The sequence below is a fragment of the Microbacterium psychrotolerans genome, from assembly GCF_031085295.1.
Lineage (GTDB): Bacteria > Actinomycetota > Actinomycetes > Actinomycetales > Microbacteriaceae > Microbacterium > Microbacterium psychrotolerans.
The window spans coordinates 325,266-345,172 of sequence record NZ_JAVFWO010000002.1; the positions used below are offsets into that span (position 1 = coordinate 325,266).

The 19,907-nt window shown below is 71.1% G+C and carries 16 protein-coding genes and 1 pseudogene; 12 read left to right on the forward strand and 5 right to left on the reverse strand.

Going from position 1 to position 19,907, the window contains the following annotated elements; all coding sequences use genetic code 11:
* Positions 1–3: 3 nt before the first annotated feature.
* From Q9R08_RS06220 to nirB, 4 genes are read right to left on the reverse strand one after another with little or no spacing between them, the layout of a single operon-like run.
* On the reverse strand, positions 4–1,140 hold the full coding sequence (locus Q9R08_RS06220; protein ID WP_308867014.1) for a uroporphyrinogen-III synthase: 1,137 nt from the start codon (positions 1,138–1,140) through the stop codon (positions 4–6).
* The gene (gene cobA / locus Q9R08_RS06225) at positions 1,137–1,895 is read right to left on the reverse strand and encodes a uroporphyrinogen-III C-methyltransferase (protein WP_308867015.1); all 759 of its coding nucleotides are present in this window, start codon (positions 1,893–1,895) and stop codon (positions 1,137–1,139) included. Before cobA ends, Q9R08_RS06220 begins: the two co-directional genes overlap by 4 nt.
* Positions 1,892–2,290: a nitrite reductase small subunit NirD gene (nirD, locus tag Q9R08_RS06230; RefSeq protein ID WP_308867017.1), complete on the reverse strand. Its 399-nt coding sequence runs from the start codon at positions 2,288–2,290 to the stop codon at positions 1,892–1,894. The genes cobA and nirD overlap by 4 nt, the downstream gene beginning before the upstream one ends.
* Positions 2,287–4,866 (reverse strand): nitrite reductase large subunit NirB, encoded by a 2,580-nt coding sequence (gene nirB, locus Q9R08_RS06235; RefSeq protein ID WP_308867018.1) that lies wholly within the window; start codon positions 4,864–4,866, stop codon positions 2,287–2,289. The genes nirD and nirB overlap by 4 nt, the downstream gene beginning before the upstream one ends.
* A 313-nt stretch (positions 4,867–5,179) precedes the next feature.
* Between nirB and glgX the strand changes: the two genes are divergently transcribed.
* The 3 genes from glgX to treZ are packed head-to-tail and all read left to right on the forward strand — an operon-like array spanning position 5,180 to position 11,485.
* Positions 5,180–7,393 carry a glycogen debranching protein GlgX gene (gene glgX, locus Q9R08_RS06240; RefSeq protein WP_308867019.1) on the forward strand — a complete coding sequence of 738 codons (2,214 nt, stop codon included), beginning with the start codon at positions 5,180–5,182 and terminating at the stop codon, positions 7,391–7,393.
* Between the two features lie 16 nt (positions 7,394–7,409).
* Entirely contained in the window at positions 7,410–9,755 is a 2,346-nt protein-coding gene (gene treY, locus Q9R08_RS06245) for a malto-oligosyltrehalose synthase (RefSeq protein ID WP_308867020.1), read from the forward strand.
* Positions 9,752–11,485 carry a malto-oligosyltrehalose trehalohydrolase gene (gene treZ / locus Q9R08_RS06250; protein WP_308867021.1) on the forward strand — a complete coding sequence of 578 codons (1,734 nt, stop codon included), beginning with the start codon at positions 9,752–9,754 and terminating at the stop codon, positions 11,483–11,485. The genes treY and treZ overlap by 4 nt, the downstream gene beginning before the upstream one ends.
* 2 nt (positions 11,486–11,487) lie before the next feature.
* On the opposite strand, the gene map is transcribed toward treZ, so the two are convergent.
* Entirely contained in the window at positions 11,488–12,270 is a 783-nt protein-coding gene (map, locus tag Q9R08_RS06255) for a type I methionyl aminopeptidase (protein WP_308867022.1), read from the reverse strand.
* A gap of 119 nt (positions 12,271–12,389) precedes the next feature.
* Between map and Q9R08_RS06260 the strand changes: the two genes are divergently transcribed.
* The 9 genes and pseudogenes from Q9R08_RS06260 to Q9R08_RS06300 all read left to right on the forward strand — a co-directional run bounded on the left by Q9R08_RS06260 (position 12,390) and on the right by Q9R08_RS06300 (position 19,899).
* Entirely contained in the window at positions 12,390–12,884 is a 495-nt protein-coding gene (locus Q9R08_RS06260) for an MFS transporter permease (RefSeq protein ID WP_308867023.1), read from the forward strand.
* A gap of 168 nt (positions 12,885–13,052) precedes the next feature.
* Positions 13,053–13,400: a 50S ribosomal protein L19 gene (gene rplS, locus Q9R08_RS06265; protein WP_308867024.1), complete on the forward strand. Its 348-nt coding sequence runs from the start codon at positions 13,053–13,055 to the stop codon at positions 13,398–13,400.
* 134 nt (positions 13,401–13,534) lie between these two features.
* Positions 13,535–14,311: a signal peptidase I gene (gene lepB, locus Q9R08_RS06270; RefSeq protein ID WP_308867025.1), complete on the forward strand. Its 777-nt coding sequence runs from the start codon at positions 13,535–13,537 to the stop codon at positions 14,309–14,311.
* Complete coding sequence (locus Q9R08_RS06275; RefSeq protein WP_308867027.1) at positions 14,308–14,967, forward strand: ribonuclease HII; 660 nt, start codon at positions 14,308–14,310, stop codon at positions 14,965–14,967. The genes lepB and Q9R08_RS06275 overlap by 4 nt, the downstream gene beginning before the upstream one ends.
* Before the next feature lie 61 nt (positions 14,968–15,028).
* Positions 15,029–15,352 (forward strand): DUF2469 family protein, encoded by a 324-nt coding sequence (locus tag Q9R08_RS06280; protein WP_045297888.1) that lies wholly within the window; start codon positions 15,029–15,031, stop codon positions 15,350–15,352.
* Between the two features lie 107 nt (positions 15,353–15,459).
* Positions 15,460–15,828, forward strand: coding sequence for a YraN family protein (locus Q9R08_RS06285; RefSeq protein WP_308867029.1), 369 nt, complete (start codon positions 15,460–15,462; stop codon positions 15,826–15,828).
* On the forward strand, positions 15,825–17,348 hold the full coding sequence (locus Q9R08_RS06290) for a YifB family Mg chelatase-like AAA ATPase (RefSeq protein WP_308867030.1): 1,524 nt from the start codon (positions 15,825–15,827) through the stop codon (positions 17,346–17,348). The genes Q9R08_RS06285 and Q9R08_RS06290 overlap by 4 nt, the downstream gene beginning before the upstream one ends.
* Positions 17,258–18,238: pseudogene (gene dprA / locus Q9R08_RS06295) on the forward strand (DNA-processing protein DprA); the annotation flags it as partial. The gene Q9R08_RS06290 and the pseudogene dprA, both read left to right, overlap by 91 nt.
* 755 nt (positions 18,239–18,993) lie before the next feature.
* Positions 18,994–19,899, forward strand: a complete 906-nt coding sequence (locus Q9R08_RS06300; RefSeq protein WP_308867031.1) for a tyrosine recombinase XerC — start codon at positions 18,994–18,996, stop codon at positions 19,897–19,899.
* The last annotated feature ends 8 nt before the right edge of the window (positions 19,900–19,907 follow it).

Below are 19,907 nucleotides of genomic sequence, written 5' to 3' on the forward strand. Positions count from 1 at the left end.
GGCTCAGGCGGGTTCGATCACGTTGAGCCGGTAGCCGCGTTTGACGACTGTCTTCACCAGGTCGGGAACGCCGAGCGCCTCGCGCAGCCGTGCGACGGCCATCTCCACCGCATGGGTGTTCTCTCCGGACCGGGGGAGTGCCGCCTGCAGGCGGGGACGTGAGACCACGCCGCCCTGTGCGTCGAAGAGGGCCGCGACGATGTCGGTGGCGCTGCGTGAGAGCGCGATGTGCCGGCCGTCCAGCACGATCCCACCGCTGCGCAGCTCGAGCCGTCCGGCGGATGTCGGGAGGGATGCCGCGCCGCCGCCGCCGAAGTGCGTCACGACGGCGCGCACGAGAGAGCCCAGGCGGCCGCGTTCCGCGATGAGCGGGTGAAGGCCGGCATCCTGCAGCGGACCTGCGGTGATCGGCCCCACCGCGGCCATCAGCACGCGCCGCTCGGTCTCGCGCTCGACGATCGCCTCGAGCACGCCTTCGTTGCGGGCCGCGGTGATCCACTCGGCGGCGCCGGGTGCGGAGGTGAACAGCACGGCGTCGACCTCGCCCGCCGCGGCCGCGACGACCGAGCGCGAGACCGCCGCCGGATCCGGCGGCGGGCCCCAGCGGTACACCGTGAGGCTGACCACGTCGGCGCCGGCACGCGTGAACAGCTCGTCGAGGCCGTCGGCGCCGGAGCCGTGATGCTGCACCGCGACGCGTCTGCCGGCGACTCCCTCGGCGAGGAGGAACTCGCCGAGCTCGACCGACGTCTCGGACTCCGCCACCCAGTCGGCGGTCAGGCCCGCCTGCTGTATCGCGCCGCGGGCCTTGGGGCCGCGGGCGACGATCTGCGCGCGGCCGAGCGCTGCGTGGAGGTCGTCGAGGAGTCCCGCTTCGTCGGCCGCCTCCATCCAGCCGCGAAAGCCCACGCCGGTGGTCGCGACCACGACGTCGGGCTGACGCGCGATCAGCTCGCGGGTGGCTGCGATCAGGGCGTCGTCGTCGATGTGCGGCACGATCGTGAGCGCCGGCGCGTGGCGGACCTGTGCGCCGTGGCGCTCGAGGGCAGCGGCGAGCTCCGACGACCGACGGTCGACGGCGATGACGATCGTGCAGCCGTCGAGTGCGGCCGACAGGGTGGGGCGGGTGGTGGAGCTCAACGGACGGTGTCACCTGCCAGCTGGTGTTCGGGCTGCAGCAGCCCGGCACGGGCGACGTCGCCCACGACGATGACGGCGGGGTTTCGCACACCGGCACGTCCGGCATCCAACACCACCGAGCCCAGCGTACTGCGCGTCGTCCGCTGATCGCGGTGGTGCCCGCGCTCGACGATCGCCACCGGGCGGTCGGCCGGGACGCCGGCGTGCAGCGCGTCGGAGACGATGCGGGGCAGCGCGCCGACGCCCATCAGGATGACGGTGGTCACGCTGTCGTCGCGGAGCGCGGCGAGCGTCGCGTCGGTGACCTCGGACGGGCCGTTGACGATGTGGACGGCGCCGGCGACGCCGCGATGCGTGACCGGGATGCCGGCGGCCTGCGGCACTGCGATGGCGCTCGAGATGCCGGGCACGACGTCGACGGGGATGCCGGCTGCCAGGCAGGCGGCGACCTCTTCGCCGCCGCGGCCGAAGACGAACGGATCGCCGCCCTTGAGGCGCACGACACGCTTGCCGTTCCGCGCGCGGGCGACCAGGAGGTCGTTGATCTCCTCCTGCGGCACCGGGTGGTGCCCCGGGTGCTTGCCGACATCGATGACCTCGACATCCGGCCCGACATGGTCGCGGATGTCGGTCGGCCCCAGCCGGTCCATCACGACGACGTCCGCCCGCTGCAGCAGACGCCACGCCCGAAGGGTGAGCAGGTCGATCGGACCCGGACCGCCGCCGATGAGGTCGACGCGCCCGACCGCGCTCATCTCTCACCCTCCCAGCGGACGAGCACGTGTCCGTCGTCCACCGCGACGGGCCAGACGTGCAGGCTCTTGGGCTCCTTGCCCTGGGTATCGAGGCACGCGCCGGTCCGCAGGTCGAAGACCTGCTTGTACATCGGGGACGCGACCGTGGGCACGTCCTGGCGTGTTCCGACGATGCCCCGTGAGATGACGTGCGCGTGGCTGTACGGGTCGAGGTTCGACACCGCGTGCACGCGGCCGCCCGAGCCGTCCGGTCCGTGGAGGAGGAACAGGGCGATCTGGGTGCCGCCGAGGAGCGCGGCGCGGCCGCGCTCCACCTCGAGGTCGTCGAGGGCGCATACGCGCACCCAGCCGTCGGGAGCGGTGTACTCGGCCGTCTGCGGGTCGACGAGCGTCATCGGCGCACCTCCAGTGTCGTTCCGGCGATGAGCACACGCGAATCGGCGCGCTCGTCCTCGGTCGCGGGTCGGGGCTGTCCGCGCTCGGCGGTGTAGGCGAGCGAGGGGTCGGGAGTCGTCGGCGCGTTAACGAAGGAGGCGAACCGGCGCAGCTTCTCGGGATCCTCGAGCGTGGCCTTCCACTCGTCCTCGTAGGAGTCCACGTGCGCGGCCATCGCGGCGTCGAGGTCGGCGCAGATGCCCAGGCTGTCGTCGAAGATCACGGCGCGGAGCCCTTCGATGCCCCCGTCCAGATCCTCGAACCACGGCGCCGTCCGCTGCAGGCGGTCGGCGGTGAAGATGTAGTACATCAGGAAGCGGTCGATCGCGGTGAGCAGCTCTTCGTCGCTGAGGCCCTCGGCCAGCAGCACCGCGTGGCGCGGAGTGAAGCCGCCGTTGCCGCCGACGTACATGTTCCAGCCCGCCTCGGTCGCGATGACCCCGACGTCCTTGCCGCGCGCCTCCGCGCACTCGCGGGCGCAGCCCGAGACGCCGAGCTTGATCTTGTGCGGTGAGCGCAGGCCGCGGTAGCGCAGCTCCAGCTGCACCGCCATGCCGACGGAGTCCTGCACGCCGTACCGGCACCACGTGGACCCGACGCACGACTTCACCGTGCGCAGCGACTTGCCGTAGGCGTGTCCGGACTCGAACCCCGCCTCGACGAGGCGCTGCCAGATGTCGGGCAGCTGCTCGAGCCGGGCGCCGAACATGTCGATGCGCTGCCCACCGGTGATCTTGGTGTACAGGCCGAAGTCCTTCGCGACCTGGCCGATCACGACGAGCCCCTCAGGGGTGATCTCTCCGCCCGGGATGCGGGGGACCACCGAGTAGCTGCCGTCCTTCTGCAGGTTGGCCATCACATGGTCGTTGGTGTCCTGCAGCGTCGCGTTCTCGCCGTCGAGAACGTGCCCGCGCACCAGCGTCGAGAGGATGCTCGCGAGCGCCGGCTTGCAGATGTCGCAGCCGCGGCCGGTGCCGAAGCGCTCGATCACGGCGCTGAAGGTCGTCAGCCCCGACACGCGGACGGCGTCGAACAGCTGGCGGCGCGACATGTCGAAGTGCTCGCAGATCGCGTTGCTCAGCGCCGCACCCGTCTTCGCGAGCTCCGTGCCGACGATCTTCTTGACCATCATGACGCACGAGCCGCAGGCGGCTCCCGCCTTCGTGCACGCCTTGATGCCGGCGACGTCCGTGCAGCCCTCGTCATGGACCGCGTGCCGGATCCGGCCGGCGGTGACGCTGTTGCACGAGCACACGAGCGCGTCGTCGGGGAGATCGCCGGTGGGAGCCGCGACGCCGCCCTCGGGCATGAGGTAGGCGGCCGGGTCGCCGCCGAGCGCGCCGCCCACGAGGGGCCGCAGCGAGCCGTAGGCCGATGCGTCGCCGACGAGGATGCCGCCGAGCAGTGTCTTCGCGTCGTCAGAGAGCACGAGCTTCTTGTAGACGCCGGCCACCGGGTCGGCGTATGTGACATCGAGGGCGCCCGGGGTCTCGGCGAAGGCGTCGCCGAAGCTCGCCACATCGACGCCCGACAGCTTCAGCTTCGTCGACAGGTCGTAGCCGGGGAACGACGCCTCGCCGCCGAGCAGACGGGTCGCGGCGACCTCCGCCATCGCGTAGCCCGGTGCGACCAGTCCGACGCACATGCCGTCGTAGTTGGCGACCTCGCCGATCGCGAGGACCCGCGGGTCGGAGGTCTGGCACCCGTCGTCGATCAGCACGCCGCCGCGCTCGTGCACGTCGAGGCCCGCACTGCGGGCCAGCTCGTCGCGCGGCCGCACGCCGACCGTGAACACGACGACGTCGGTGCGTGCATAGGAGCCGTCGCGGAACTCGAGGCCGGTCACCTGGCCCGACCGGTCAGGGTCCAGTCGCGTCGTCACCGTCTCGGTCTTGACGGCGATTCCCCGCGATTCGATCAGCCGGCGGAGCGCGTTGCCGCCGGGCAGATCCAGCTGGGCCGACATCAGACGGTCGGAGGACTGCACCACGGTGCAGGCGACGTCGAGCCCCTGGAGGGCACCAGCTGCCTCGAGCCCCAGCAGGCCGCCGCCGATGACGGTGCCCACGAGCGGTCGACCGAGCTCGGCCGAACGTCGCTGCACGAAGTCCTCGAGCTTCTCGACGTCGTCGAGGGTGCGGTAGACGAAGCAGCCCTCCAGGCCGAAACCGTCGACAGCGAGCCGCGCGGCGTAGGAGCCGGTCGCGAGCACGAGCCGGTCGTAGGCGACGCTCGTGCCGCTGCGCGTCGTCACGCGGCGCGCCGCGCGATCGATGCGGGTCACGGCATCGCCGCGGAGGAAGCGCACGCGGCTGTCTTCGAGGACCGAGCGCTCGAGCTCGAGATCCTCGGCGGACGCCCCGGCGAAGAAGCCGGTGAGCCCGACCCGGTCGTACGGGTGACGCTGCTCCTCGGCGATCAGCGTGATGTGCCACTGCTCGCCCGCTCGGCTCAGCAGGCTCTCGACGAATCGGTGAGCGACCATGCCCGCGCCGACGACCACCACATGGGTGCCGAGGGCAGGGGTGTCGCTCATGTGGTCACCGTACGCGGCTGATGTTGCAGCAGCGTCAGCGTCATGTTTCCGGCTGTCGACACGATCCCGGTGGGCCATGGCTCCTCCTCGTGGGGCGAAGGTCTCGGTGATCCAGACGCTACGAGGGCGGTGTTTCACCCCCCGACCGCCCACCGTTACCCCGAGCGAACGTTTCTCTCACAGCCCGAGCGGCAGGGGTGTGAGAACGGCGTGGTCGACCACGCGCATACCGTGTCTCCGGCGCCGGGCACCACCCCGAGCCTCCGTTCCCTTGCGCCCGCTAGGGTGAAGGCCCCGCCGAAATGGAGGTCGCATGCAGATCTGGCCCGGTTCCCCGTATCCGCTGGGGGCGACGTTCGACGGCAGCGGCACCAACTTCGCGCTCTTCAGCGAAGGCGCCGAGCGCGTCGAACTCTGCCTCTTCGATGACGACGGCACCGAGACGCGCGTCGACCTCGTCGACGTCGACGCCTTCGTGTACCACGGCTATCTGCCCTCCATCCAGCCGGGACAGCGCTACGGCTATCGGGTCCACGGAGAGTACGACCCCGCCTCAGGCAAGCGGTTCAACGCGAACAAGCTGGTGCTCGACCCCTACGCCAAGGCGGTGGAAGGTCAGGTGCGGTGGGGGCAGGCCGTGTTCGGCTACGACTTCGGAGCGCCCGATTCGCGCAACGACGAAGACTCCGCGTCCCACCAGATGATGGGCGTCGTCGTGAATCCGTACTTCGACTGGAGCGGCGACCGGCTGCCGAAGACGCCGTACGCGGAGTCGTTCATCTACGAGGCCCACGTGCGCGGGCTGACGAAGCTGCACCCGGCGATCCCCGAGGAGATTCGCGGCACCTACAGCGCGATCGCGCATCCCGCGATCATCGAGCACCTCGAGAAGCTCGGCGTGACGGCGATCGAGCTCATGCCGGTCCACCAGTTCGTCAACGACTCGGGACTCGAGGAGAAGGGCCTCTCGAACTACTGGGGCTACAACACCATCGCGTTCTTCGCTCCGCAGAACACGTACTCCTCGAGCGGCGAGCGCGGCCAGCAGGTGCAGGAGTTCAAGGCCATGGTCAAGACCCTGCACGCTGCGGGCATCGAGGTGATCCTCGACGTCGTGTACAACCACACCGCCGAGGGCAACCATCTCGGCCCGACGCTCTCGATGCGCGGCATCGACAACGAGGCCTACTACCGTCTCGAAGACGACGACAAGCGCTACTACACCGACTACACCGGTACCGGGAACAGCCTCAACGTCGGCAACCCTCACACGCTGCAGCTCATCATGGACTCGCTGCGGTACTGGGTGCTCGAGATGCACGTCGACGGGTTCCGCTTCGACCTCGCGTCGACGCTCGCCCGCGAGTTCTACGAGGTCGACCGCCTGTCGACCTTCTTCGAGCTGGTCCAGCAGGATCCCGTGGTGTCGCAGGTGAAGCTCATCGCCGAGCCCTGGGACGTCGGCCCGGGCGGCTACCAGGTCGGCAACTTCCCGCCGCAGTGGACGGAGTGGAACGGCAAGTACCGCGACACGGTGCGCGACTTCTGGCGGGGTGAGCCGGCGACCCTCGGCGAGTTCGCATCGCGACTCACCGGCTCGTCGGACCTCTACGAGCACTCGGGGCGCCGGCCGGTGGCATCCATCAACTTCGTCACCGCGCATGACGGATTCACTCTGCGTGATCTCGTCTCGTACAACGAGAAGCACAACGAGGCCAACGGGGAGGACAACCGCGACGGCGCCGATGACAACCGCTCGTGGAACGGCGGCGTCGAAGGGCCGACGGACGATCCGGGCGTGCTGGCGCTGCGTGCCCGTCAGCAGCGGAACTTCATCGCGACGCTGATGCTCTCGCAGGGCGTTCCGATGCTGCTGCACGGCGATGAGCTCGGCCGCACCCAGAGCGGCAACAACAACGGCTACGCGCAGGACAACGAGGTCACGTGGGTCGACTGGTCGGCGCCCGACCAGCCGCTGCTCGAATTCACCGCGGCCCTGGCGCGGCTGCGTCGTGAGCATCCCACGTTCCGTCGCCGTCGCTTCTTCGACGGACGCCCGGTGCGCCGCGAAGAGGGCGCGCCGATTCCCGACATCGTGTGGGCGCGTCCCGACGGTTCGCAGATGCAGCCGGAGGACTGGGGGTCGGGCTTCGGCCGCGCCGTCGCGGTGTTCCTCAACGGCGGCGGCATCCGCGAGCGCGACCGCCGCGGCGAAGCGATCTCGGACCGCCATTTCATCGTGCTCTTCAACGCCGGAGACGACCCGGTGGACTTCCTGATCCCGGCGGTCGAGTTCAGTCCGAAGTGGGACGTCATCGTCGACACTGCGGGGCTTCACGCCAACACCGAGCCCATCGAGCCGGGGTCGACGCTGGCGGTTCCCGCCCGGTCGCTGATGGTGCTGCGAGAGCACGAGCTGCCTGAGCCGGAGGTCGACCACTCCGTGGCGGCGTCGCTCGCGGCCGCGAATCCGGTCGGACCGGACGAGGTGCGCGGTGCCGCTCCGCGCGCAGAGCTCCGCCACTGAGAGGATCTGAAGAGCCATGCCGACGTCGCGTCCGGCCTCCACGTATCGTCTGCAGATCCGTCCGTCGTTCACGCTCGACGACGCCGTCGCGCTCCGCGACTACCTGAGCGATCTCGGCGTCGACTGGGTGTACTTCTCGCCCCTCCTCACCTCTTCCGAGGGGTCCGACCACGGCTACGACGTCGTCGATCCGACGTCCGTCGACCTCTCACGAGGCGGCAGGGCGGCGCTCGAGCGTGCGGCCCACGCCTTCCACGAGGCCGGTCGCGGCATCCTCGTCGACATCGTCCCGAACCATGTCGGCGTCGCGCGCCCCGAGGAGAACCCGTGGTGGTGGGATCTGCTGACGCATGGTCGCCGGTCGCGCTGGGCTGATGCCTTCGACATCGACTGGGACTTCGGCGGAGGCAAGGTACGGCTGCCGGTCCTCGGCGAAGCCCCGCAGCAGGCGGCGGCGGCCGGCACCCTCCGCGTCGAGGACGGCGAACTGCGCTACTACGACCACCGTTTCCCGCTCGCGCCGGAGAGCGCGGGATCCGACGCGGACGACGTGCTGGCCGTGCACGCGCGCCAGCACTACGAGCTCATGTCGTGGCGCCGAGAGGCCTCCGACCTCAACTACCGCCGGTTCTTCGGCGTCTCGAGTCTCGCAGCGGTGCGTGTCGAGGACCCGGCGGTGTTCGAGGCCAGCCACGGCGAGATCGGCAGCTGGTTCGCCGACGGCCTGGTCGACGGCCTGCGAGTGGATCATCCCGACGGTCTGCGTGCCCCGGTCGAGTACCTGGAACGCCTGGACGCGCTCACCGGCGGCGCCTACGTCATCGTGGAGAAGATCCTCGAGCACGGCGAGGCGCTGCCGCAGTTCTTCGCGACCGACGGCACGACGGGCTACGAGGCGCTCGCCGCGATCGACCGGGTGTTCGTGGATGCCGCCGGCGAAGCACAGCTGGACGCCGTCGACGCGCGGCTGCGCGAGCGCTCGAACCTCCCCTCGGCGATGCCGTGGTCCGAGACGATTGCGGCGACGAAGCGCGCGATCGGCGAGGGGATCCTGCGCTCCGAGGTGCGCCGGCTCGCCCGTGACCTCGGAGCGCCCGACGATGCGGCGACCGAGGACGCGCTCGTCGAGCTGCTCGCACGCTTTCCGGTGTATCGCTCCTATCTGCCGGCGGGCCGCGAGCACCTGGACGCGGCCGAGGCCGCCGCCCGCGCGCACCGACCCGACCTGGCCGCGACGTTCGAGGCGGTCCTGCCGGCGCTCGCGGACCCGCAGCATCCCGCCGCCCTCCGCTTCCAGCAGACCAGCGGCATGGTGATGGCGAAGGGCGTCGAAGACACGGCGTTCTACCGGGCGACGCGTCTCGGGACGCTCACCGAGGTGGGCGCCGATCCCTCCGTGTTCGCGCTGTCGATCGACGAGTTCCACGCCGCCCAGGCCGCACGCCACGCCGCCTGGCCGCACTCGATGACGACCCTGTCGACGCACGACACCAAGCGGGGCGAAGACGTGCGCGCGCGGCTGGCGGTGCTCTCCGAGATCCCCGAGAGGTGGGGTGAGGTGCTGCAGAATCTGACGGATGCCGCCACCACCGGCCACGGACCCTTCGACGCCCTGCTCTGGCAGGCAATCGTGGGTGCCTGGCCGGCATCGCGTGAGCGGCTGCGCGCATATGCCGAGAAGGCGGCGCGCGAGGCCGGCGAGGCCACTTCGTGGCTGGAGCCGGACGCGGCGTTCGAGCGCCGCCTCCACGCGGCGGTCGACGCGGCCTTCGACGACCCCGCGGTGACGGCGCGCCTGGAGACCTTCGTCTCCGAGATCGAGGGCGCCGGCTGGTCCAACGGACTGTCGGCGAAGCTGCTCCAGCTCACCGGTCCCGGCGTCCCCGACGTCTATCAGGGCAGCGAGCTGTGGGAGCAGAGCCTCGTCGACCCCGACAACCGCAGGGCCGTCGACTTCGACGAACGCCGTCGGCTGCTGTCACGCATCGACGCGGGCGAGCAGCCGATCGTCGACCGGAGCGGTGCGGCGAAGCTGCTCGTCACCTCCCGCGCCCTGCGGCTCCGCCGCGACCGTCCGGACCTGTTCACGCGCTATACGCCGATGACGGTGGTCGGCGTGGCCGCCGAGCATGCGATCGCGGCAGACCGCGGCGGCGCGGTGGCGGTGGCGACGCGTCGCCCGGTCGGGCTGGCACGGCGCGGTGAGGCGACCGGATCCCCGTGGGGTGACACGGTTCTGCTGCGGCACGCCGGACCGACCACCGACGTGCTCACCGGGCGGTCGTTCACGGGTCACATCGCGTTGGCGGAGCTGCTCGACGTCTATCCGGTCGCGCTGCTCATCCCGGGGGAGCAGTCATGATCCCCGAAGTCTGGGCTCCGCGGGCGACGAGAGTCGCGCTGCGTGCGCCCGGTCGCGGCGCCGACAGCCCGATGACTCACGTGGGCGGGGGCTGGTGGCGCGCCGGCATCGAGCTGGGGCACGGCGACGAGTACGGCTTCGTCCTGGACGACGCGACGGTCGCACGGCCCGATCCGCGATCACGGCGGCAGCCCCGCGGTGTGCACGAGCTGAGCGCCGTCTTCGACCCGGGCCGCCACGAGTGGAACGACAGCGCGTGGACCGGGCGGCAGCTCGCCGGGGGAGTCATCTACGAGCTGCACGTGGGGACCTTCACGCCGGAGGGGACGCTGGATGCCGCCGCCCGGAAGCTCGGACACCTCGTCGAGCTCGGCATCGACTTCGTCGAGCTGCTGCCGGTCAACGGGTTCAACGGCGCGCACAACTGGGGCTACGACGGCGTGCTCTGGTACGTCGTCCATGAGCCGTACGGCGGGCCGGCCGCATACCAGCGCTTCGTCGACGCGTGCCATGCGGCCGGGCTCGGCGTGATCCAGGACGTCGTCTACAACCACCTCGGCCCGAGCGGCAACTATCTGCCCGAGTTCGGACCGTATCTGCGCGACGCGGAGTCGAACACCTGGGGGTCCTCCGTCGACCTCGACGAGCCCGAGGTCCGCCGCTACATCGTCGAGAACGCGCTGATGTGGCTGCGCGACCACCACGTCGACGGCCTGCGGCTCGACGCCGTGCACGCCCTGAAGGACGAGGGCCCCGTCCACGTCCTGCAGGAGCTCGCGGAGTCCGTCGACGCGCTCAGCGCACACCTCGGCAGGCCGCTCACGCTCATCGCGGAATCCGACCTGAACGATGCGCGCCTGATCTCGGCGCGCGAGGCCGGAGGCTACGGGCTCACGGCGCAGTGGAGCGACGACTACCACCACGCGCTGCACGTGGCGCTGACGGGGGAGACCAGCGGCTACTACGCCGACTTCGCCTCCCTCGAGTCGCTCGCGAAGGCGGCCACCCGCGGCTTCTTCCACGACGGCACCTGGTCGTCGTTCCGGGGTCGGGCGCACGGCCACCCCATCGACCGGCGCATCCCCACCTGGCGACTCGTTACTTTCTCGCAGGATCACGATCAGATCGGCAACCGGGCCGCCGGCGACCGCCTCTCGCAGACGCTCGACGAAGGCGGTCTCGCGATCGCCGCGGTCCTCACGGTTCTCGCGCCGTTCACGCCGATGCTGTTCATGGGCGAGGAATGGGCCGCCTCCACACCCTGGCAGTTCTTCACCTCCCACCCCGAGCCCGAACTCGGCGCGGCCACCGCGCGCGGGCGCAAGGCGGAGTTCGCGCGGATGGGCTGGGACGAGTCCGTCGTTCCCGACCCGCAGGATCCCGAGACGTTCCGGCGCTCCACCCTGCGGTGGGAGGAGAAGGATGCCGGCAGCCACGCGAGCGTCCTCGCCCTCTACCGCGAGCTCCTCGCGCTGCGACGGGAGCGCCCCGAGCTCGCCGACCCCGACTTCCGCCACATCGCGGCCATCGCCGACGACGGAGCACGCTGGTTCCGGCTCGATCGCGGCGGCACGGAGATCGTCGTCAACTTCTCGACCGAGCTCCTCCACCTGCCGGTGAGCGGCCCGGGGCGGATACTGCTGTCGACGGATCCGGCAGCGTCGGCGGACGAGGGGACGCTCGCGCTGCCTCCGCGCTCAGCGCTCGTGGTCGCGACCGGAGTGGGCTGAGGTCAGCGGACGCCGAGCCACGAACGGTCCGAGAGCACGATCGGGCCGTCATCGGTGATCGCGACGGTGTGCTCCGAGTGGGCACCGCGCGACCCGTCGACCGAGCGGAGCGTCCAGCCGTCCGGGTCGGTGATGAGCTCGTCCGTCGTCTGCAGGAACCACGGCTCGAGGGCGAGCACGAGTCCTGCCCGCAACGGGTAGCCCCGCCCGGCCTTGCCGTCGTTGGCCACATGCGGGTCGCCGTGCATCTCGCGACCTACGCCGTGCCCGCCGAAGTCCGTATTGATGGAGTACCCGTCGCCATGGGCGACGGCGGCGATGGCTGCGGAGATGTCGCCGATGCGGTTGCCCACCGTCGCCGCCGCGATTGCGGCATCCAGCGCCCGCTCCGTCGTGTCGATCAGCGCGAGGTCCTCGTCACGGGGTGTGCCCACGACGAAGGAGACCGCGGAATCGGCGACCCAGCCGTCGATCGACACGGCGAAGTCGAGCGACACCAGATCCCCGTCGCGGAGGGCGTAGTCGAACGGCAGTCCGTGCAGCACCGCGTCGTTCACCGAGGTGCAGATGACCTTGCCGAACGGGCGGGCGCCGAAGGACGGGTGGTAATCGATGTAGCACGACTCGGCACCGGCCCGGCGGATCAGCTCGTGGGCTCGGCGGTCGATCGCCAGGAGGTTCGTGCCCACCTTGGTCTCGTCGCGCAGCGTCGCGAGCGTCTCGGCGACGAATCGCCCGGCGGGCTTCATCGCCTCGATCTCGGCAGGGGTGCGCAACTCGATCATGTGGAGCTTCCTCTCAGTCCTCCTCCATTCTGTCGGACTCGTCGCCACCGGGCTGGGAGGATGCCCCGTGGCACGCGGAACCGCGCCATGACCCGCATCGGCGGCGTAGCATCGGAGGCATGTGGCTGCGTCGCGCGTTCTTCGGCTGGCTCATTCCGGCGGCCTTCCTGCTGCCACTGTGGCTCTTCGTCGGATGGGCCGTCTTCAACGCGGGCGGCTGGGCGTTCCTCTGGGTGCTGTTCCTCGCGATACCCGGCGTCTTCGTCTGGCAGCTGATCCTCACCCTTCTGGTGCGGGCACGCGGCACCGTCCGCGCCCATCGCGCCGTCTCGTGGTGGGACGTCCTCGGGTTCACCGTCTGGCACTTGCTCGTCATCTCGCTCGGCTTCTTCGCCGAGGCCTGGTGGGCTCCTGTGATGGTCGTGACGATCCTGGCCGGTGTCGGGCTGTTCTGGCTCGAGCTGTGGCAGCTGTGGAGCGAGGCGCGGCCGTCGCGATTCGTCCTGCGCACCTCGGACGGCGTCGCCTACATCCCGGCGCAGACCGATGAGCCGCGCGCCGCGGAACGCGATGTCATCATCATCTCCGAGAAGCAGACGCCGCCCGCGAGCTGACGCGTTTTGGCCGGGTGCGGCATCCATGGCAGAATGGCTGTTTGTGCCCTGACCGGTTCTGCCGCAGGGGAATCAGCTGAACGGCGTCACGCCGGAGGCCTGCGGCACACCGAGTCCTTCACCTTACTTCCCGCGGTCGACCTGTGGCGGCCGCAGAGAGAGACGATCATGCAGATCCTCGACGCCGTCGATGCGGCTTCGCTCCGCTCCGACATCCCCGCCTTCAACGCCGGCGACACCGTGAAGGTGCACGTCAACATCACCGAGGGCAACCGCTCGCGTATCCAGGTCTTCCAGGGCGTCGTCATCGGCCGCTCGGGCGACGGCGTGCGCGAGACCTTCACGGTCCGCAAGATCAGCTTCCAGGTCGGCGTCGAGCGCACCTTCCCGGTGCACTCCCCGGTCATCGACCACATCGAGGTCGTGACCCGCGGTGACGTGCGTCGCGCGAAGCTCTACTACCTGCGCAACCTCCGTGGCAAGAAGGCCAAGATCAAGGAGAAGCGCGACAGCTGACACCCGCTGCCTGCAGCGCTGTCTCGAGGCCCCGGACGCTTGCGTCCGGGGCCTCGTCCGTTCTCCGGAGCGGCCGGAATGTGCGACCCTTGAAGGCGGGTCGCCGCGACCGTCGGCGCCCGCGAAGGAACTCCATGACGACCGAGAAGTCGGCTCCTGCCGAGCCGGCGCCCGGGCCTGAGCCCGCAGCGACCAATCAGCCGCGTCGTCGGGGCTGGCTCGTCTTCCTGCGCGATGTGATCGTGATCATCCTGATCGCCGTCCTCGTCTCGCTCGTCGTGAAGACATTCCTCGTCCGCTCGTTCTACATCCCGTCCGGATCGATGGAGGACACCCTCCACGTCAAGGACCGCATCCTCGTCGACGAGATCACCCCGCGGTTCGGCGCCTACGACCGGGGCGACATCGTCGTGTTCCAGGATCCCGGCGGCTGGCTGCCGCCGAGCACGGAGCCTGCCCGCCCGCCGATCGTGGAGGGCGTGGAGTGGGTGCTGTCGCTCGTGGGCCTTGCCGCGCCCGACAGCGATGACCACCTCGTCAAGCGCATCGTCGGACTCCCGGGCGACCATGTCGTCTGCTGCAATGCCATCGGTCAGATCACCGTCAACGACGTTCCCATCGACGAGAGCGGCTACATCAAGCTGCCCGCGGGGGAGTCGGCGGCATCCGGCGACCCCTTCGACATCGTCGTGCCGGAGGGCAGCCTCTGGGTGCTGGGTGACAACCGCTACCGCTCCAAGGACTCGCGGTACAACACCGACCAGCCGGGGAAGGGCTTCGTGCCGATCGACAACCTCGTCGGTCGCGCCTTCCTGGTGACCTGGCCGTTCGACCGGTTCGGCTTCCTCGACTTCCATCACGACGTGTTCGCCGGCGTTCCCACGCCGGAGCCGGAGGGCGGCGCGAAGTGACCGTCGCGGAGCCTCGTCTCACGCTCGAGCGCCGACTCCTGCGGGAGCACACGCTCGTGATCGCGTGCGACGAGGTCGGCCGCGGTGCGCTGGCGGGTCCGGTGGCCGTCGGCGCGGCGGTGGTCGACGCCCCCCGCTCCCGCAAGCGGATCCCGCAGGGGCTCCGCGACTCGAAGCTCGTCCCGGAACCCCGACGCGCCGACGTCGCCGCGCGGGCGGCATCGTGGGTCGCCGCGAGCGCGGTCGGCTGGGCGAGCTCGGAGGAGATCGACGACATCGGCATCATGCGCGCGCTGGGGCTCGCCGCCATCCGCGCGATCGCCGACCTCCGCGCTCACGGGGTGGTCCCCGAGGACGCCATCGTGATCCTCGACGGCAACTACGACTACATCCGCCCCGCCGGTGCATGGGGACTGACGGTGCAGCCGGTGATCAAGGCCGACCGCGACTGCGCATCGGCGGCAGCGGCATCCGTCATCGCCAAAGTCGCGCGCGACAGTCTCATGACCGAGCTCCACGACGAGCTTCCGGCCTACAACTGGGCGCGCAACAAGGGCTATGCGAGCCCCGACCACCGCGAGGCCATACGCACGCACGGCATCAGCCGGCACCATCGCGCGTCCTGGTCGATCGCGGACGCGCCGACGCTCTTCTGAGCGTTCGCCACGCGCGGACCGGCGTCGCGGCATCCGTTCGCGCCCATAGGATGGGAGCACCATGGATGACGAGGTCTTCGAAGACTATGACCGCGAACTCGAACTCGCGCTCTACCGCGAGTATCGCGATGTCGTCTCGCAGTTCCAGTACGTGATCGAGACGGAACGGCGCTTCTACCTCGCGAACGAGGTCAACGTCGTGCGCCGCGACACCGAGCACGACTTCTACTTCGAGATCTCGATGTCGGACGTCTGGGTGTGGGACATCTACCGCGCCGACCGCTTCGTCAAGGCGGTGCGCGTGCTCACCTTCAAGGACGTCAACGTCGAAGAGCTGTCGCGCCGGGACTTCCACCTGCCCGAAGAGCTCTCGCTCGACACCTGAGCCGCCGGCTCCTCCCCAGCCCGCACGATCCTGGGACGCACACCGGTTCTGAACGGATGCCGCTGCCGGGCGTCCGCGCGCGTGCACGCTCACGCGACGATGCCGTCATGGCAGACAAAGACGTGCTCGGCCGAGCGGGCGAAGACCGCGCCGCACGGTACTTCGAGACCCAGGGCTTCACGGTCCTCGCGCGCAACTGGCGAGGCCGTGAAGGCGAACTCGACCTCGTGGTGGCGGACGGCGCCGCGGTGGTCGTCGTGGAGGTCAAGACGCGGCGGGGCGAAGAGTTCGGCCACCCGTTCGAGGCCATCGACGCGCGCAAGCGTGTACGACTGTGGCGGCTCGGCGTCGCCTGGGCGAGCCAGCACCGCGAGCTCGTGCAGGGGCGTCGGCTGCGCATCGACGCGATCGGCCTCACGGGGACGGAGCCCTCGACGGCTCGCCTGGAGCACCTCGTCGACGTGGAGGTGCCGTGAGCGTCGCACGCACGTGGGCCGTCGCGCTCGTCGGCGCCGAGGGCGAATGCGTCGAGGTCGAGGCGGACCTGTCGCAGCAGACCCCGGAGTTCCGCATCATCGGCCTGCCCGACAAGGCGCTCGGCGAGGCGGTGCAGCGCGTCCACAACGCGTGCGCCAACAGCGGCACCCCGCTTCCCCGGCGACGGCTGACGGTGAACCTGTCACCGGCGAGCCTGCCGAAGCAGGGATCAGGCTTCGACATCGCGATCGCCATCGCGTCGCTCGCGACCGAGTCCTCGATGGATGCGGCCTCCGTCGCGTCGGCCGTGCACATCGGCGAGCTGGGCCTCGACGGGCGCCTGCGCCCCGTGCCGGGCGTTCTGCCCGCGGTGGTCGCCGCCCGGCGGGCAGGTCATCGGCGGATCGTCGTGCCGCACGCCAACGGCGCCGAAGCCGCGCTCGTCGGTGGAATGGACGTCCTGGCAGCCGTCAACCTGGCGCAGGTGGTCGCCTGGCACGGCGGCGACGTGGAGGTCGTCGCCGAAGAGCCCGTCGCGCTGCTGGACGACGAGCAGGCTCCCGAGCCCGCACTCGATCTCGACGAGGTGATCGGCCAGCGCGATGCCGTGGACGCGCTCATCGTCGCAGCGGCCGGCGGGCATCACCTGCTGATGTGCGGACCGCCGGGTGCCGGCAAGACGATGCTCGCGCGACGGCTGCCCGGCATCCTGCCCGAACTCGACGACGGCGCGGCGCTCGCGAGTGCGTCGATCCGCAGCCTCGCGGGCTCGCGCGTCGTGGAGCTGTCACGGACACCGCCGTTCGAAGCCCCGCACCACAGTGCGAGCGTCGCCGCTCTCGTCGGCGGGGGATCGCGCCTCATCCGGCCCGGCGCGATCGCCCGCGCGAGCGAAGGCGTGCTGTTCCTCGACGAGGCCGGCGAGTTCGCCGCAAGCGCCCTCGACGCCCTGCGGCAGCCGCTGGAGTCGGGTTCCATCACGATCCATCGCGCCGGCGCGTACGCACGGTTCCCGGCGCGCTTCCAGCTGGTGCTTGCCACGAACCCGTGCCCGTGCGGCGACTACGGGATCCGCGGCGGCACCTGCACGTGCCCGCCGGCCGCGATCCGCCGCTACCTCGGCCGGCTGTCCGGGCCGCTGCTGGACCGGATGGACATCGAGCTGACCCTGACGAGGGTTTCCGTCGCCCACCGCGGCCGCGGACCGACGATCTCGACCGCTGCCGCGCGCGACCGGGTCGCCGAGGCCCGTGGGCGCGCGCGTCACCGGCTCCGGGGAACGCCCTGGCGCGTGAACGCCGACGTACCCGGGACCTGGCTCCGCGAGGGACCTGCCGCTCCGCCGCCCGTCGTCCGGCGGCCGTTGGACGCCGCGCTGCACCGCGGCGCGCTGACGCTGCGCGGCTACGATCGCGTGCTGCGGGTGGCATGGTCGCTGGCCGACATCGAGGGCAGAGGGCAGCTGAGCGCCGAGCACATCGGGCGGGCGCTCTATCTGAAGAAGGGGCTGGCCCTGTGATCTCGTTCGACCTGAGTGCCGACGCCGCCCGGCGTGCGCTCGCACCGCTGGGCATCCACCACAGCGCCGACGCGGCTCGCGAGCGATACGCGACGGCGGTGTGGTGCCACCTGATCGAGCCCGGCGACTCCGTGGCAGGGCGCATCGTCGCCGCTCGCGGTGCCGCGCCCGCGCTGGAGGCGGTCCTCGCGGAGGGGAACCTCGCAGACGTCACCCCGCGCGAACTGGCCGAGGGCCGCAAGCGGTGGCTGCCGCGGCTCTCAGCGCGCGCCGTCGAGGACTCGTTCCTCAGGGCCGCAGCGCGCGGCGTCAGTCTCGTGACGCGGGCCGATCCCGAGTGGCCGGGCCAGCTGGACGACCTCGAGGCGCATGCCCCCCTGTGCCTCTGGCTGCGCGGCGATGCCACTGCGCTCCGACGCCTGGACGCATCCGTGGCCATCGTCGGCGCACGGGCGGCGTCCCGCTATGGAGACCATGTCGCGATGGAGCTCGCGGCCGACCTTGCCGGTGACGGCATCGCGGTGGTGTCGGGCGGCGCATACGGCATCGACGGGTCTGCCCACCGCGCGACCCTCGCTGCGAGCGGTCTGACGGTCGCCTTGCTCGCGGGCGGCGCCGACCGCTCGTACCCTGCCGGGCATGCGGGTCTGATCGACGAGATCGCCCGGCACGGTGTCGTGGCGAGCGAGGTGGCCTGCGGCTCCGCTCCCACGAAGTGGCGCTTCCTCCAGCGCAATCGGCTCATCGCAGCACTGTCTGCGGCGACGGTGGTCGTCGAGGCCGGGTGGCGGAGCGGCTCGCTCAACACCGCCGGCCATGCGGCGGCGCTGTCGAGGCCGCTCGGCGCGGTTCCGGGCCCGATCACCTCGGCGACGTCTGCGGGCACGCATCGCCTCATCCGCGAGTACGGCGCGCAGTGCATCACCGGGGCCGACGATGTGCGGGAGCTGCTCGGACTGGCGTCGGCGAAGGATGACGGCGCCACTCGGGTGCCGGGCTACACGGCGGACGCGATCCGCGTGATGGACGCGATGAGCACACGCGCCTGGCGCGGCCCCGGCGACATCGCGCCGGGCGGGGATGGCCGCGGACGCCGTCGAGGGTGTTCTCGGCCTTCTGCGACTCGACGGAGCCGTGGAAACGGGCGCCGAGGGATGGAGGCTGCGACGCATGGGGGCATGACGAGCGCGCAGCCGCGGGGGCGTGCAGTCGCGGGTCGCGCAGTCGTGACTGGCGCGCAGCCGTGGGGGCGCGCAGTCGCGGGTCGCGCAGTCGTGGGTAGTGCGCAGCCGTGGGTAGTGCGCAGCCGTGGGGAGCGCACAGCCGTGGGGAGCGCGCAGCCGTCGGGAGCGCGAGGTCGTGTGCGAGGGCACGGCCGTGGGAAGCCAGCGGCGTGGCGAGCGCAACGCCGTGGAGCGCAACGCCGTGGAGCGCAACGCCGTGGAGCGCAACGCCGTGGAGCGCACCACCGTGCCGCGGGCCGTCCGTGCCGGGCCGTCCGTGCCGAACGCGCGGTGGCGACGAGCTCATCGCCGTGCCGTTCTCGCCGGCTTCGACGCGCCATCCAGCGAGAGCTCGCGAGGCAAGAGGCAACCGCGCGGTGCGTCGCCGCGCCGCGCCCCTCACCGGGGCGCAAGCTGGAGGCATGGAGATCGTCGACGCCGCAGAGGCGTACCTGCGCCATCTGGCGGAGGTGCGTCGTCTGTCGCCGGCGACGGTCCGCGCGTACCGCTCCGACCTCGCCGGGCTCGCCGTGGCGTGCGGCGACGTCGATCTCGCCGTCGTCGACCTCGAGAACCTCCGCAACTGGCTGTGGCAGGCGGTGCAGCGGGGCGACAGCCGCGCCACCATCGCGCGCCGGACGGCCGCCGTACGCGGCTTCTTCGCCTGGGCGACCGAGAGCGGCGCCGTGGCGTCCGACCCCAGCCTGCGGTTGGTCGCTCCCAAGCGAGGCCGTACGCTGCCGAAAGTCGCGACCGCCGACACGCTGACCAGCGTGCTGGAGCGGCTCGAATCCGCGGCCGCCGACGGCGACCCGCTGGCACTGCGCGACCACGCGATGCTCGAGCTCCTCTACGGGGCCGCGGTGCGCGTCTCCGAGCTGTGCGGACTGGACGTCGGCGACCTCGACCGCGAACGACGCACGGCCCGCGTGTTGGGCAAGGGCTCCAAGGAGCGGGTGGTGCCTTTCGGGCTGCCCGCGCTGCGCGCCGTCGATGCGTACCTCGTGCGGGGGCGGCCGGCGCTCGCGGCGCGTCGAGTCGACGGTGCCGCCGCCTCCGCCCTGTTCCTCGGCGCGCGAGGCGCCCGCATCGGGCCTCGTGCTGTCTACGATCTGGTCTCTCGTGAGCTCGGGCCGGAACTCGGCGCCCAGGTCGGTCCGCACGCGCTGCGGCACTCGGCGGCGACGCATCTGCTCGACGGCGGCGCCGACCTGCGCGCGGTCCAGGAGATGCTCGGCCACGCGAGCCTCGGAACCACGCAGATCTACACTCACGTCTCGAGCGAGCGGCTGGCGGCCTCCTACCGCCTCGCCCACCCGCGCGCATGAGCAGGCGT